Raw genomic sequence first — 15,354 nt, forward strand, 5'->3', positions numbered from 1 at the left:
AAGGGTCTATCAGGCTTGTGTCAGTTTTGCAGCAGCACGCTCGAAGCGGTCCAGACCGGCGTCGATATCGGCATCTTCCACCACCAGGCTCGGGGCGAAACGCACCACGTCCGGGCCGGCTTGCAGAACCATCAGGCCTTCTTGCTCAGCGGCGTTGAAGATGTCCTTGGCCTTGCCTTTCCAGGCATCGCTCAGCACGCAACCGATCAGCAGGCCCATACCGCGAACCTTGGTGAACAGGCCGTACTTCTCGCCGATCTGCTCAAGGCGCGCCTTGAACTTGTCGTGCTTGGCGTTGACGCCGGCCAGCACTTCAGGGGTGTTGATCACATCGATCACGGCTTCGGCGACAGCACACGCCAGCGGGTTGCCGCCGTAAGTGGTGCCGTGGGTGCCGACGACCAGGTGCTTGGCCAGGTCTTCGGTGGTCAGCATCGCCGCGATCGGGAAACCTCCGCCCAGGCTCTTGGCGCTGGTCAGGATGTCCGGGATCACCCCGTAATGCTGGTAGGCGAACAGATGACCGGTACGGCCCATGCCGGTTTGCACTTCGTCGAAGACCAGCAGCGCGTTGTTCGCGGTGCAGAGCTCGCGAGCGCCTTGCAGGTATTCGAGTTCAGCCGGGATCACACCGCTTTCGCCCTGGATCGGTTCCAGCACCACAGCGCACGTCTTGTCGGAAATGGCGGCTTTCAGCGCGGCCAGATCGTTGTACGGCACGTGGGTGATACCGGTGATTTTCGGACCGAAGCCGTCGGAGTACTTCGACTGGCCACCGACGTTCACGGTGAACAGGGTGCGGCCGTGGAAGCTGTTGAGCGCGGCGATGATCTCGTACTTCTCGCTGCCGAAACGGTCGAACGCGACACGACGGGCCAGCTTGAAGGCGGCCTCGTTAGCTTCGGCGCCGGAGTTGCAGAAGAAGGCGCGGTCGGCAAACGTGGCGTCGATCAGCTTATGGGCCAGGCGCAGGGCCGGCTCATTGGTGAACACGTTGGACACGTGCCACAGCTTGTTCGCCTGCTCGGTCAAGGCACCGACCAGCGCCGGGTGCGCGTGGCCCAATACGTTGACGGCAATCCCGCCGGCGAAGTCGATCAGCTCGCGGCCAGACTGGTCCCAAACGCGGGAACCGGCGCCACGCACAGGAATGAATGCGGCAGGCGCATAGTTGGGAACCATTACCTGATCGAAATCGGCGCGTTGTACCGCAGCGTGCTCAACGGACATCGGAGTCTCCTGAAGAGAAAACACTCGCCTGAAACTGGCGAGCTTGGTGAGGATTGTAAGGACAGTTTTCAGCCCGGCCTTGCCGCCAAGCGACAACTTCTTATAGCGCAAACCCCGGATTTTCCCGGGTTTACGGCAATGCGACATATAGGGTCGCAAAGGCGCAGTTTAACTGGCGGAGGACGTTTGCGGCAGGCTTGCTCAGTTGTATCGCATGCCGAATTGCCGAGTGCGGTAACTATGTACCGCACGTCGCCCTCCTTGCCGGGTTTTTCTAGGGCTTTCAATAGCCGACGAACACCCTTCGCCATGAACACCGAACCTACCGACATAGTTGCATCCGATGCTTTGCGGCCGGACATCCATTATCAGCCACTGATCGACGGCATTCCGGCCTGGCTCCGCCATTCGTCCGCCCAACGGCGTGAAGCGCTGGGTAACATCAAACCGATCATGCCCGCGACGCTCAAAGACGCGCCGGCGCATCATCACGCAGAACTGGGCAAACTGATCGCTCGCCACACCGTCAGCCAGAATCGAGTCGATCAGGTCCTGGCGCAGTTGAAAAATCCCGCTGACTTCGCAGCACCATTGCTCAAGGCTGAACTCAAGACACGTTTCGGGCTGGACCTGGACGTTCGCAACACCTTTCTACGCCTTTACATTCCAGCCCATATTCCCTGGCTGCGGCTGAAGTCCGGGGCTGCACGTACGTGGAGCGTGTCATTGCTGGACGCGGCGCTGCATAACTTCGAAAGTTCGGAAACCGAAACCGACGCCTTCGAGCCCGCCTCAACCTACATCACAACGCCTTCTGCCGACGGGCTATTCAATGTCCTGCCGAACATCCTGGAAAAAATGCCCATTACCGCGTTCACCGGTCTGTGCCGGGAACTGGACATCGGCGAGCGCTACAAATCCTATCTGCACGATAATCTGGGGATCAGCAATCCGCTGGTTGCAGCGACCCTTCGAACCAACGTCAGTGAAAGTCAGAAAGCGGCAATGACCGCTGCCTTGCAAATGGCGCAGATGCAAAAACTGCTGAGCGCCGACGTCCATCGCCTGATCCTCGGCCTGCTCGACAACCTGCCCTATCTACGCTTGCGCGGTCAGCCGTGGGGCTATCACGACCTGACGATCATGAACGCCCGCCTGACCGGCATCGTGCTGTTCGCCCCGGACCTGGAAGCGGCGCGGGAAGCGGTCAGGGTGGTCGCCTACATTCCCGACGACCCCGAGCACCCGATAAAAGAGTACGCCTCGTCGGCAGCATTCGCCGAGGAGCTGGGGCGGCGCTTGCGAAAACCTGACTATCAGCAGTTTTTCAGTCGATTTATCGACCATGAGGATCGCGGTCACTTTTTCGCTCAATTGAACAACCAGCTCGCGCCCATTACCTGGCAACCGATTCAACCGGGAGATTCAAGACCGACATGGCGAGAATCACCCAACCAGCGCCCCGAACTACGCATCGCCTGCATGCCGATCAAGGGCGAACTGCTGCCCCATCTCTATCAGAGCAAACTGAACAAGATCCTGAATGATGCGCGAGTGATTGCAGTCCCCACCGCGACGGTCGATCAGCGAGCCCGTTGGGCGCTGTGGGATTCCTTCGCCGAAATAGCATCGACGCTGCTGAACATTGCGGCTTTTATCGCCCTGCCCTTCGTGCCGTTCCTCGGCGAGTTGATGCTCGCCTACATGGCTTACCAGTTACTCGACGAAACCTTCGAAGGCGTGATCGACTGGGCCGAAGGCAAGGCAACCGAAGCTTTGGAGCACCTCATGGGTGTGGTTGAATCCGCCCTGCTACTGGGCGGCTTTGCAGTGGGTGGAGTGATCGCGGCGAGTGAGTTTCGGGCAATTTTGCCCAAGGAGATTGTGCAATTCATCGACCGCTTGAATGCAGTGAAAACGCCTCGTGGGCCAACCCGCTACTGGCAGCCCGATCTGAGACCCTACGAACACCCCGTCGTACTGCCCAAGGACCTCAAACCGGATGCGCTCGGACTTTACCCGCATGAAGGCAAAACCCTGCTGGCACTGGAAAACAATCGCTACGCGGTCAGCAAAGACGCGCGGACAGGCCAGTATCGAATTGACCATCCTTCGCGAGCCGACGCTTACAAGCCTGCGTTAAAACACAATGACGAGGGCGCCTGGCAGACCGAACTGGATCAACCGTTGAGCTGGGATCAAGCCACGCTGCTCCAACGCATCGGTCCGCAGATGGAGGAGTTTTCCCCAAGCGAGCGCGAACGCATGCTCACCGTCAGCGGCTGTCACGAAAATGTGCTGCGCAAAATGCACGTCCATAACGAGCAACTTCCACCGTTGCTGTCCGACACCCTCAAGCGCTTCAAGATAGAACAGGACATTCAAACGTTCATCGAGCGCATCGGCAGCGAGCATGCACACGACTATCTCAAGGCCGACCCCGTTACGCAGTTCGAACTGCTATACGAAACTCGCGGCTGGCCAGATCACAAAGTGCTGCAATTGATTGATGGCGATGGGCAGGTCCTCTGGAGCCAGCCCGACGCCAAGGGTCAAGCCGTGACCATTGATATCACTGGACACGACGGAGACGTAATCAAGACGTTGCTGCTGACACTCGATGAAGGGGAAATCAAAGCGATATTGGGGGAAGCCTTCGGCGAGCCACCTTCAAGCATGGACAGTCGCGCACGCAAACTGCGCCAAACATTGGCGGGTATTGCCGAGCGCAAAAGAACCACACTGTTCGGCGAACGCTACCGCCAACTCGAACGCGCCAATCGTCCACTGGCACAAACCATTATCGATGCTGAACCGGGACTGCCGAAGGTCTTGGCTGAAGCCATACTCGACACCACCAGCGAAAAGGAGCTGCAACAACTGCAACGCGGCACGCTCTCCCAACGTCTTGCAGACCTGACGCAAGAAGCTCGGCTACAAGTGCGGATTTCACGCGCCTACGAAGGCCTTGATCTGATATCCACCGCCGAAAACCCTGACACCCACCGCCTTGCCCTGCATACGCTGGAAAGCCTGCCCGGCTGGTCCGGACGCGTGCGCGTGGAGATTCGCCAGTATTCCCACGAAGGTCCTGTGTTCGACAGCATCGGAGGTGCCGAGGCCCCGGAACAGAAAGTCCTTGTGCTGGATGAAGAGGGATCGTTTCAAGCCTTCGACCAAACGGGCCTTGAGCTCGGCGGCACAGGTTCTTTTTATCGTTGCTTGCTGCAGGCCCTGCCAGACAGTGAACGTCGCGGCATGAACCTGCAAATCAGCGACCAGACAAAGCTGCATCAATCGATACGCCAGCATGCCATCCACCGCCAGGACCTGCGTTCCATACTGGTACAAAACCCGACCTCAAAGCCTGCTTACGATCCGGCCGTCATGCGCCTGCTGGGCGGAACGGACGGTTACCTTCGCACCCCACCCGCCGCATCGACCCTTCAGGTCCGAACCCATGCGCTATTTCCGCATCTGTCGCCGGAGCAATTGGAACGTTTTGTCGAGCAATTGCAGCGGCACCCCAACGGGCCGCGCGCAGAACTGACCCGGTTGTATGCCGAACACACACAATTGTTCGAAGACCTGCAAAGCTGGATCGCCGACGTACCGCGGTTTGCGCCGCAGACCTTACGCCGATACAGCCCCGAACAATTAGCGATTCAACGACGCAACCGGATAAATCTGGCGGGCGAGTTACAGAACTGCTGGCGCCGAGAAATGACTTTTTCGATTGCTGACCAAACACCCATGGAGCTGTATTCGTCGCCCATTGCAGGGCACCTTCCACAGTTGAATCACTCATTTTCCAATGTGAGTCGACTCGCATTCGAGGGGCATCCTGCCTCCAGCGGCATGAATGATTTTCTGAGCCACTTTCCCGGATTGCGACGCTTGGCGCTGCGCGATTTCAGGCTCGACAGTTTCCCGGAGGCCATCGCCCGGTGTACCGACATCGACGAGTTGATCCTCAGCGATTGCGGTATCACCCTGACGCCCGAAAGCCACACAACACTGTCGTCATTTCAAAAGCTCAAGATCCTGGATCTGTACAAAAACCCGCTCGGCCTAATCCCTGATCTCGGCAATATGCCGGACCTGAACTATATAGATCTGTCTGAAACAGGTATCTCAGCGTTCCCGAGCGGGTTGTGGTCCCGACCGAAGCTGCGAACCACCTTGCTCAATGGCAACCAGATACGAGAGCTGCCAAGGGATTTGTTCCTCTTGCCGGAGGACGTTCAGGCGGGAATCGATTTGGGAGAAAACCCGATTAACCAAGCTGATCGCGAGCGCATAAAACAACATTACGCCAGCACGAATCACGACCTCGGCATCTATGCCGAGCAAGCGGATATCCAACGAGCGCAACGACTCTATCCCCTGCTCGATCAAGAGCAAGCCAGCCAATTCATCTATCGCTTGCCCGGCACCCTGATTGAAGGCAAAGCAGAATTGACGCGCCTGGAAAACGAGCTCGAAAGCCTGACCAATAATCTTGCAACCTGGACGGCTGACATCCCACCGATCCACCCAATGACCGGTGCTCCATTCACTGATCAGCAACTGACGCTGGAACAATGGACCCGGGATGAATTCAAGAATCTCGTGGAACGTTGCTGGCGGCGGACCACCGTTCCGTATGAATACGATGAGGATCTTCAACCCGGTTATGAACTGGTGCTATCGATGACCATCACCGGCGATCTGCCAACCCTGAACGCCGACTTCAGCCATGTGAGCCTTTTACATCTACAGAGCAACGGCGGCCTGACTTCAGGCGCCGGGCGTTTCATCGAGAGTTTCCCTCGCCTGAAAAGCCTGGCCATCCATGACTTCCGACTGGGCAGCATTCCTGACGCGGTGTTTAGAATGGAGGACCTGTCGGTTCTGGCGCTTGAGCATTGCAACGTCACACTCACGCCGCAATCCGCCCTTCAACTGGCCCAAATGGAGAAACTCGATTACTTGAATCTGAGCAATAACCCGCTGGGACAATCGCCCGACCTCAGTCAGATGCCAAACATAGCGACACTCATGTTGAGCAACACAGGCATCACCGAATTACCCGCAGGTTTGTTGCAGCTCAGGCAGTTGGATTTGGCGGACTTAAGCGCAAATGCGATCACCCACATCCCCCACGACTTATTGGAACTCCCCATGGAGATCGGGGAAAGCATCATTCTGAGAGGAAATCCGGTATCCGAAGAAAGCCTGCAAATTCTGCTCGCCTACTTTGATCGGACCACCGTCGACTTTGGGCTGCAACAGGTGATCGAGCGAGCAGAACTGCAGGCTTCCGATTCCGAGGACTCAGCCATCGAAGACTGATCGAACTTAACCGCGTTCGGAAGGCACCGACGACAATTCGAACGGGCTGCTGCTGCGTCGCTGATTGCGATCTTCCCGCGGCGTGGCGCCGAAGAAGTTGCGGTAAGCGCTGGAGAAATGCGGCCCCGAGGAGAAGCCACACGACAGGCCGATCTGGATGATCGACTTGCTGGTTTGCATCAACATCTGCCGGGCCTTGTTCAGGCGCAGTTCCAGGTAGTACTGGCTCGGCACGCGGTTGAGGTATTGCTTGAAAATGCGCTCCAGCTGCCGACGGGACACGCACACGTGCTGGGCGATTTCGTCGGTGGTCAGCGGCTCTTCGATGTTGGCTTCCATCAACAACACCGCTTGGGTGAGTTTTGGGTGGCTGGAACCGAGGCGGTTTTGCAGTGGAATGCGCTGGCGCTCGCCGCCTTCACGAATACGCTCGACCACCAGCTCTTCGGACACGGCTCCGGCCAGCTCGGCGCCGTGATCACGGGCCAGCACGGCCAGCAGCAAGTCGAGTACCGACATGCCGCCGCACGCGGTCAGGCGATCGCGGTCCCAGTCGAACAGATGGCTGGTGGCGATGACTTTCGGGAAGCGCTCGGCGAAATCGTCCTGCCAGCGCCAGTGCACGGCAGCGCGATAGCCGTCGAGCAAACCAAGCTGAGCCAACGGATACACACCGGCCGACAGACCACCGGTCACGCAACCGGCGCGCACCAGTTGCTTGAGCGCACTGCTGAGTGCCGGCGTAATGGCCGTCGGTGGCTCGTCGGCGAGCAGGAACAGTTTCTGGAAGTTTTCGAGCTTGCCGGTCCACGCCTCACCAGGTAATTGCCAGGCGCCTTCGGTCGACGGTTCGGCCTGCAAGAACGTCAGTTCGTAGACCACGTCCGGATGCACACGCTGAGCAACACGCAAGGCCTCCTCAGCCAGCGCAAGCGTCAGTGCTTTAGTGCTGGGCCAAATCAGGAAACCAATTCGATGGGCAGTCATTGTGGGCTATCCGAAGCGAAAAACAGTGATGAAGGCATGGGCCAATGCTAGCCCCTAAATGAACGCAAATCTTAAAACCAGCAACGATCAAACCTGGGACCTGACCTGCTCGCCCCCCCCCCTGTAGGAGCTGTCGAGTGAAACGAGGCTGCGATCTTTTGATTTGAACAATCAAGATCAAAAGATCGCAGCCAGCGACAGCGCCTACAGGGGATTGGGGCCGGCCTCTAAGTTGCGAAGCATGCACGATCCCGGTGCACAACGGCAGTCTTGATTATTTCAAGCTGCCGGACAGGAATTGCTGCAAACGCTCGGACTGCGGGTTCACCAGCACTTCACGCGGGTTGCCGCTTTCTTCGACAATACCTTTGTGCAGGAACACCAATTGGTTCGACACTTCACGGGCGAAGCCCATTTCGTGGGTCACCACGACCATGGTCCGGCCTTCCTGAGCCAGGGCCTGCATGACTTTCAGCACGTCGCCGACCAGCTCCGGATCGAGGGCCGAGGTCGGTTCGTCGAACAGCATCACTTCAGGTTCCATCGCCAGCGCACGGGCAATCGCCACACGCTGTTGTTCGCCACCGGACATATGGCCCGGGTACGCGTCTTTGCGATGGGCCACACCGACCTTGTTCAGGTAGTGCTCGGCTTTCTCACGCGCCTCAGCTTTCGATATGCCGAGCACGTGAACCGGCGCTTCCATGATGTTTTCCAGCGCGGTCATGTGCGACCACAGGTTGAAATGCTGGAACACCATCGACAGGCGCGAGCGCATGCGTTGCAGCTGTTTCGGGTCGGCAGCCTTCAGCGCGCCGTCCTTGTTCGCCACCAGCTTCAACTCTTCGTTGTTGAGCAGGATCTTGCCCGCGTGCGGCTGCTCCAGCAGGTTGATGCAGCGCAGGAAAGTACTTTTGCCAGAGCCACTGGAGCCGATGATGCTGATCACATCGCCGGCCGCCGCTTTCAGGGACACGCCCTTGAGCACTTCGTGACTGCCGTAGCGTTTATGCAGGTCTTGGACTTCAAGTTTGTACATGCGGTCGGTTCTCACAAAAACAGTCAGTCAGTCGTTGAGCAAGCGCCCGTGACGCAGCGCTTCGCGCCCCGCCACCTTGGCCAGCCAGAAACCGGGTTGGGCATAACGCAGCCGTTCAATGGCAAACAGCACCCCGGACGTACCAGCACACACCGTGCTGACCCGATCCGCCAGCGGATCGATCACTTCAAAAATCTCGTCACCCGCCTCAACCCATTCGCCGGGTTTACGCAGGAAACTCACCACACCGGGGTGCGGCGCGAACAGCAATTCAGTGCCCTCGAACGGCAGGCCTTCGCAAGGGTCTTGCGCAGGTTTTGGCCATTCGCCGCTGATCAGGCCTTGCTCGGCAAGGAACGCCAGAATGCCCTCGGCGTACGCTTGGGCCTCGGCACGACCGGTATCGGCCTGACCGCCTAATTCAATGGTAGTCGCCAGGCACGCCAGTGGAATCTGTGCATCGGGGAACAGACGCGACAGACGCAACCACGGCAGCGAACAGGCTTCGTCAAACGAACTGCCGCCAGAATCTTCCGCCAGCAAACCGACCCGCACGTTCAGGTGCGCGGCCAGCGAGCGCCACTGCGGCCAATGCTGCGGCAAGGCATACATGTGCAGCGCCGCCTCGGCGTCGCAATGCAGATCCAGCACGACATCAGCGGTGCAGGCGTGACTGAGCAGCACGCGCTGCATGCCCTGCAACTGGCTGCTCGCCGGTGGCAACGCGGCCAGATGATCGCTCATGGCCTGGCGGATCAATCGAACATTGGCGTGCGGGTCATCGCCCAGATGTCCATCAAGCTGCGCGGCAATCGGCCCGCTCAGCTCGACGAAATCACGGTTGAAGTTCTTACCGCTGCCCGCCTCGAAACGCCCTTGATGATTACCCTGAAGCAATTGACTGAGGCCCAGCGGGTTCGCCACCGGCACCAGTTCGATCACACCGTTGAGCAAGCCTTGGGCTTCAAGTTCGGTCAGGCGCTTTTTCAGCTCGAACGCCGTGCGCATGCCCGGCAGTTCATCGGCGTGGAGGCTGGCCTGGATGTAAGCCTTGCGCTCACCACTGCCGAAACGGAACACCGAAATCTGGCGCTCGCTGCCCAGGTGGCTCCACGGCAAAGCATGATCGATGCGTTCCATATCAGTGCTTCCGCGGAGCCAGGTAGCCCAGCCAACGACGCTCGGCCAGCTTGAACAGCTTCACCAGAATAAAGGTCAGGCACAGGTAGAAAACGCCCGCGGTGATGTACGCCTCGAACGGCAAGTAGTATTGCGCGTTGACCGTACGCGCCGCGCCGGTGATGTCGATCAGGGTCACGATGGACGCCAGACTGGTGGTCTGCAGCATCATGATCACTTCGTTGCTGTACTGCGGCAGCGCCCGGCGCAGGGCCGACGGCAGCAAAATGCGCTTGTACAATTTGAAGCGCGACATGCCCATGGCTTTCGCCGCTTCAATCTCGCCATTCGGCGTGGCCCGCAGGCTGCCGGCGATGATCTCGGCGGTGTAGGCGCTGGTATTGATCGCGAACGCCAGACACGCACAGAACGTGGCGCTGGACAGCCACGGCCAGAGGAAGCTTTCACGCACCGCTTCGAATTGCGCCAGACCGTAGTAAATCAGGAACAACTGCACCAGCATCGGCGTGCCGCGAATCACGTAGGTGTAGAGCCAGGCCGAAATGTTGACGACGGCGTTTTTCGAAACGCGCATCAAGCCCAGGGGCAACGCGCACAGCAGGCCGAAAAACAACGACAGCCCGAGCAATTTGAGGGTAGTCAGCAGACCGCCGAGGTACAGCGGCAACGACTCCCAAATGACGTTGTAGTCGAAGATCATAGATCAGCCGCCCTTACGCCTACCGAGTAGCGCTTCTCAAGGTGACGCAATGCCAACAACGAGACGCTGGTGATCACCAGGTACATCGCCGCCACTGCGAGGAAGAAGGTGAAAGGTTCGCGGGTAGCATCCGCCGCCTGCTTGGCCTTGAACATCATGTCTTGCAGGCCCACCACCGAAATCAGCGCGGTGGCCTTGGTCAGTACCAGCCAGTTGTTGGTGAAGCCCGGAATCGCCAGACGAATCATCTGCGGCACCAACACCCGGAAGAACACCTGAAAACTGCTCATGCCGTACGCCATGCCCGCCTCAGCCTGACCTTTGGGGATCGCCATGAACGCGCCACGGAAGGTTTCCGACAGGTACGCACCGAAGATGAAACCCAGGGTGCCGATACCGGCGGCCAATGGATTCAGGTCGATGTACTCGTCGAAACCGAGCAGCGGTGCGACACGGTTGAGCAGGTCCTGACCACCGTAGAAAATCAGCAGGATCAGCACCAGGTCGGGAATACCGCGGATCACCGTGGAGTACAGATCGCCCAGCCACGCCAGCCAACGCACTGGCGAAAGACGCAGTGCCACGCCGATCAGGCCCAGAACAATGGCCAGGACCATGGACGACAAGGCGAGCTGAAGCGTCAGCCAAGCGCCATCGAGGATGACAGCCCCGTAGCCTTTCAACATGATTCAGGTCCTCGAAAGTTGGGATGAAAAAATGGCGCAAACCTCAGAGATCCTGTTGCTTGCGCCATTTCGGACTTGTCGCTTGGACGTGTTACTTGCCGTAGATATCGAAGGCGAAGTACTTGTCCTGGATTTGCTTGTATTTGCCGTTCTCGCGAATGGCCGCGATCGCGGTGTTGATCTTGTCTTTCAGCGCGTCACCCTTGCGAACTGCGATACCTACGCCGTCGCCGAAGTATTTGACGTCGGTGAATGCCGGGCCGACGAACGCGAAGCCTTTACCGGCGTCGGTCTTCAGGAAGCCGTCATCCAAAAGCGTAGCGTCTGCCACGGTGCCGTCGAGACGGCCGGCAGCCACGTCGAGGTAAATTTCGTTCTGCGAACCGTATGGCTTGATCTCGGCACCCAGCGGGGCCAGGACTTCGCGGGCGAAACGCTCGTGGATCGAACCGCGCTGCACGCCGATGTTCTTGCCCTTGAGCTCGGTCAGGCCATCGCTGACCTGGGTGCCGGCCTTCATGACCAGACGCGCCGGGGTGTTGTAGTACTTGTTGGTGAAGTCCACGGACTTCTTGCGATCTTCAGTGATCGACATGGACGACAGGACCGCGTCGATCTTGCGCACTTTGAGTGCCGGGATCAGACCGTCGAACTCTTGCTCGACCCATACGCACTTGACCTTCATCTCTTCACACAGCGCGTTGCCGATGTCGTAGTCGAAACCGACGATGCTGCCGTCCGGCGCTTTGGACGCGAACGGAGGGTAAGCCGCTTCGATACCGATTTTCAGAGGCTTTTCATCGGCAAAGGTTGGCAGGGACAGCACGGACAGTGCCAGGGCGCCAAGCAGCACGAGTTTCTTCATCTTGGGACTCCATCGGTAAAGGGCTAAAACGGCAGAGTGAGCAGGAGCCCAATATGCGAATGAGTGAACCGGAAAGCGTTGCTGCGTCCTAGGAAGCGAGCGTTGAAATTCAACACGGGCAACGACGAGCGAGTGATCGGCATTCTAACGACAGGCCGTAAGCCGATATTTCTTCAATGCGACAACTAATTACAGAAGCACCGAGAAAGCCGTTTGAGCGCGTTGACAGCCCTGCAAAATCATGCAAGAGCAAAAGACATTGAACCGATCTATGTAGCAAATTGCGGGCCTATTATTGGCAAACCCTTCTAATCCGGCAAGCGCAGTGTAATGGCTTATTTTTTTGAGGTGTATTTTTGGCCCGGATTTGAGCCCCAGCGTTTCCCAATGCCCCGTCTTGGCGCGATGCGGTTACACATTCAGTAACCTGAAAGATCTCAGGTAACAGTAGGAAACCTCCTTCAGAGGAAGCCGATAATTATTGGTTGAAATTCCAAAGATCGCAGCCTTCGGCAGCTCCTACAGTGGAACGCGACTCATGTAGGAGCTGCCGAAGGCTGCGATCTTTTGATCTTCAAAAACAAAAAGCCCCGCCAGGCTCAACACCTGACGGGGCTTTCAGTGACTCAGAATCAGCGCTTACGCCACATTCATCGTCTTGTGCGTATCAATCAAATGCTGCACCACGCTCGGATCGGCCAGGGTGGAAATGTCGCCCAACCCATCGTACTCAGCCGTCGCGATCTTGCGCAGAATCCGGCGCATGATCTTGCCCGAACGCGTCTTCGGCAGCCCCGGCGCCCACTGGATCACATCCGGCGAAGCAATCGGACCGATCTCTTTGCGCACCCAGTTTTTCAGTTCCAGGCGCAGTTGCTCGTTCGGCTCTTCGCCATTCTTGAGGGTGACGTAGACATAAATGCCCTGCCCCTTGATGTCGTGCGGCACACCGACCACAGCCGCTTCGGCGACTTTCGGGTGGGCGACCATCGCGCTTTCGATCTCGGCGGTGCCCATGCGGTGGCCGGACACGTTGAGCACGTCGTCCACGCGACCGGTGATCCAGTAGTAACCATCGGCATCGCGACGGGCGCCGTCACCGGTGAAGTACATGCCACGGAAAGTCTTGAAGTAGGTATCAACGAAGCGGTCGTGGTCGCCAAACAGCGTCCGCGCCTGGCCTGGCCACGAATCGAGAATCACCAGGTTGCCCTCGGCCTCGCCCTCGATGATGTTGCCCAGATTGTCCACCAGGGCCGGCACCACGCCGAAGAACGGACGCGCCGCAGAACCCGGCTTGAGCGCATGAGCGCCCGGCAGCGGGCTCATCATGTTGCCGCCGGTTTCGGTCTGCCACCAGGTATCGACGATCGGGCAACGGGACTTGCCGACATTCTTGTAGTACCAATCCCACGCTTCCGGGTTGATCGGCTCGCCGACCGAACCCAACAGACGCAGGCTGCTGCCATCGGCGCCTTCCACAGCGGCTTGGCCCGAAGCCATCATTGCGCGGATCGCGGTCGGTGCGGTGTAGAGGATGTTGACCTTGTGCTTGTCGACGATCTTCGCCACCCGGGTGATGTCCGGATAGTTCGGCACGCCTTCGAACAGCAACGTGGTCGCGCCGTTGGCCAGCGGGCCGTAGACGATGTAACTGTGGCCGGTGACCCAGCCGACGTCGGCGGTGCACCAGTAGACCTCACCCGGACGGTAGTCGAACACGCGCTCGTGGGTCATGGCGGCGTACAGCAAGTAGCCGCCAGTGGTGTGCTGCACGCCCTTCGGCTTGCCGGTCGAGCCCGAGGTATAAAGGATGAACAGCGCTTCTTCGGCGCCCATCTCTTTCGGCGCACACACGGTGCCCGCCACTTTCATCAGGTCTTCAAACCAGATATCGCGATGCTGGTTCCACTTGATCTCGCCACCGGTGCGCTGGCACACAATGACTTTCTGGATGCTGCTGGTTTCCGGGTTGGTCAGCGCGTCGTCGACGTTGGCCTTGAGCGGGATCTTCTTGCCAGCACGAATGCCTTCGTCAGCGGTGATCACCACTTTGGATTTGCAGTCGATGATGCGACCGGCCAGGGCTTCCGGCGAGAACCCACCGAACACCACCGAGTGAATCGCGCCGATCCGGGTACAGGCCAGCATGGCGACCACGGCTTCGGGGATCATCGGCATATAGATAGTCACCACGTCGCCGCGGTGCACGTCCTGACCACGCAGGGCGTTGGCGAATTTGCACACTTGTTCGTGCAGTTCGCGGTAGGTGATGTTGCGGCTTTCGGCAGGGTCATCGCCCTCCCAGATGATTGCCACTTGATCGCCGCGCTCGGCCAGATGACGGTCGAGGCAGTTGTAAGAAACGTTCAGCGTGCCGTCGGCGAACCATTTGATGTCGACATGGTGATCGTCGAAAGACGTCTGTTTCACCGTGGTGAAAGGCTTGATCCAGTCGAGGCGCTTGGCTTGCTCGCGCCAGAAGCCGTCGGGGTTGACGACCGACTGCTGGTACATCGCCTTGTAGGTCGCCTCGTCGGTCAGCGTGTTAGCCAGAACCTCGGGACGAACGGGATACAGGGAAGCCGCACTCATCTTTCTTACCTCGGTGGAATAGTTGTTTTTGTATGGCCCCAGTTGTAGCCGGGCCGGCCCTATAGAACCATTCGACGATGGTAGTAACAAGTCCCTACAAATTGCCCTGATAAGCCCTCAAACCCTCTAACACCGCGGTACCTGCAGGAGCGAGCCTGCTCGCGATGGTCGTCAACGATAACGCGCCCAATCTGAAACCCCACGGTGCTCTCTGGCTCATCGCGAGCAAGCTCGCTCCTACAAAAGAAGAGGCTATTCAGGGATTGTTACAGGATCTGTCAAAAGTGTTTATCAAAACCACGGCTATATGGACGAGTCGCGCCCACCTAAAATCCACCTCGCCAACAAGGCAACCTGATTAACCCAGTTGCAGCCCCCACGAAGGCAGTTAATCAAAACCCCTGATACCGAAGCTCCACACGCAATCCCAAAAAGATTGCGTGCTCCCTTTCGACCTCCAAAAGGTAAATCCGAAATGAAAGCTTTATTAGTTCTGGCCCTCAGCAGTCTGTGCGCAACCGCCATGGCCAACGAGGTCCCGACTGATGTCGCGCAGCAACAACCGGCCATAGAGGAATACACCTACTCCACCCACCTGGATATCGCCAAAGTGATCTCCATGAGCGAAGCGCCAAATGTGTGTGAAGTGGTCCCGATGAAAATGGAATACGAAGACTCCCAAGGCCAACGGCATATCCTGCGTTACAGCATGATGGGCAACGGTTGCTCCAACGGCTGATCTCCCGCTTCACCCCTCCCTCCAAAAGGTTCGACCCAC

The 15,354-nt window shown here is 58.4% G+C and carries 10 protein-coding genes and 1 pseudogene; 3 read left to right on the plus strand and 8 right to left on the minus strand.

The window, feature by feature from the left end; all coding sequences use genetic code 11:
• Window positions 1–9 precede the first annotated feature (9 nt).
• Window positions 10–1,230, minus strand: coding sequence for an aspartate aminotransferase family protein (locus tag QYH43_RS20690; RefSeq protein ID WP_095058853.1), 1,221 nt, complete (start codon window positions 1,228–1,230; stop codon window positions 10–12).
• On the opposite strand from QYH43_RS20690, the gene QYH43_RS20695 reads away from it, so the two are divergent.
• Entirely contained in the window at window positions 1,204–6,564 is a 5,361-nt protein-coding gene (locus QYH43_RS20695; RefSeq protein WP_367316907.1) for a DUF6543 domain-containing protein, read from the plus strand. The two genes, QYH43_RS20690 and QYH43_RS20695, sit on opposite strands and share 27 nt — an antisense overlap.
• 6 nt (window positions 6,565–6,570) lie before the next feature.
• Here QYH43_RS20695 and argR read toward each other — a convergent pair whose 3' ends face one another.
• The 7 genes from argR to acs all read right to left on the minus strand — a co-directional run bounded on the left by argR (window position 6,571) and on the right by acs (window position 14,576).
• Window positions 6,571–7,551: a transcriptional regulator ArgR gene (gene argR, locus QYH43_RS20700; protein ID WP_301157984.1), complete on the minus strand. Its 981-nt coding sequence runs from the start codon at window positions 7,549–7,551 to the stop codon at window positions 6,571–6,573.
• Window positions 7,552–7,825: 274 nt separating this feature from the next.
• Window positions 7,826–8,590: an ABC transporter ATP-binding protein gene (locus tag QYH43_RS20705; protein ID WP_053156092.1), complete on the minus strand. Its 765-nt coding sequence runs from the start codon at window positions 8,588–8,590 to the stop codon at window positions 7,826–7,828.
• 27 nt (window positions 8,591–8,617) lie between these two features.
• Window positions 8,618–9,730, minus strand: a complete 1,113-nt coding sequence (locus QYH43_RS20710) for a M14 family metallopeptidase (RefSeq protein WP_095152043.1) — start codon at window positions 9,728–9,730, stop codon at window positions 8,618–8,620.
• A gap of 1 nt (window position 9,731) precedes the next feature.
• Window positions 9,732–10,430, minus strand: coding sequence for an ABC transporter permease (locus QYH43_RS20715; RefSeq protein WP_095058857.1), 699 nt, complete (start codon window positions 10,428–10,430; stop codon window positions 9,732–9,734).
• The gene (locus QYH43_RS20720; protein WP_046819608.1) at window positions 10,427–11,116 is read right to left on the minus strand and encodes an ABC transporter permease; all 690 of its coding nucleotides are present in this window, start codon (window positions 11,114–11,116) and stop codon (window positions 10,427–10,429) included. The genes QYH43_RS20715 and QYH43_RS20720 overlap by 4 nt, the downstream gene beginning before the upstream one ends.
• Window positions 11,117–11,207: 91 nt before the next feature.
• Window positions 11,208–11,981: an ABC transporter substrate-binding protein gene (locus QYH43_RS20725; protein WP_095058858.1), complete on the minus strand. Its 774-nt coding sequence runs from the start codon at window positions 11,979–11,981 to the stop codon at window positions 11,208–11,210.
• 639 nt (window positions 11,982–12,620) lie between these two features.
• Complete coding sequence (acs, locus tag QYH43_RS20730; protein WP_095058859.1) at window positions 12,621–14,576, minus strand: acetate--CoA ligase; 1,956 nt, start codon at window positions 14,574–14,576, stop codon at window positions 12,621–12,623.
• 164 nt (window positions 14,577–14,740) lie between these two features.
• Here acs and QYH43_RS20735 point away from each other — a divergent pair.
• Together QYH43_RS20735 and QYH43_RS20740 are read left to right on the plus strand one after the other, a co-directional pair.
• A pseudogene (locus QYH43_RS20735) lies at window positions 14,741–14,818 on the plus strand (outer membrane lipoprotein carrier protein LolA); the annotation flags it as partial.
• Window positions 14,819–15,051: 233 nt separating this feature from the next.
• Window positions 15,052–15,315 carry a DUF2790 domain-containing protein gene (locus QYH43_RS20740; RefSeq protein WP_053156077.1) on the plus strand — a complete coding sequence of 88 codons (264 nt, stop codon included), beginning with the start codon at window positions 15,052–15,054 and terminating at the stop codon, window positions 15,313–15,315.
• The last annotated feature ends 39 nt before the right edge of the window (window positions 15,316–15,354 follow it).

Source organism: Pseudomonas sp. C32 (genome assembly GCF_030417915.1).
Taxonomy (GTDB): domain Bacteria; phylum Pseudomonadota; class Gammaproteobacteria; order Pseudomonadales; family Pseudomonadaceae; genus Aquipseudomonas.

Excerpts from the sequence above, each read along its gene's own strand:
- QYH43_RS20690 (WP_095058853.1), bottom strand. The coding sequence starts at position 1,230 with ATGTCCGTTGAGCACGCTGCGGTACAACGCGCCGATTTCGATCAGGTA.
- argR (WP_301157984.1), bottom strand. The coding sequence starts at position 7,551 with ATGACTGCCCATCGAATTGGTTTCCTGATTTGGCCCAGCACTAAAGCA.
- QYH43_RS20705 (WP_053156092.1), bottom strand. The coding sequence starts at position 8,590 with ATGTACAAACTTGAAGTCCAAGACCTGCATAAACGCTACGGCAGTCAC.
- QYH43_RS20710 (WP_095152043.1), bottom strand. The coding sequence starts at position 9,730 with ATGGAACGCATCGATCATGCTTTGCCGTGGAGCCACCTGGGCAGCGAG.
- QYH43_RS20715 (WP_095058857.1), bottom strand. The coding sequence starts at position 10,430 with ATGATCTTCGACTACAACGTCATTTGGGAGTCGTTGCCGCTGTACCTC.
- QYH43_RS20720 (WP_046819608.1), bottom strand. The coding sequence starts at position 11,116 with ATGTTGAAAGGCTACGGGGCTGTCATCCTCGATGGCGCTTGGCTGACG.
- QYH43_RS20725 (WP_095058858.1), bottom strand. The coding sequence starts at position 11,981 with ATGAAGAAACTCGTGCTGCTTGGCGCCCTGGCACTGTCCGTGCTGTCC.
- acs (WP_095058859.1), bottom strand. The coding sequence starts at position 14,576 with ATGAGTGCGGCTTCCCTGTATCCCGTTCGTCCCGAGGTTCTGGCTAAC.
- QYH43_RS20740 (WP_053156077.1), top strand. The coding sequence starts at position 15,052 with ATGAAAGCTTTATTAGTTCTGGCCCTCAGCAGTCTGTGCGCAACCGCC.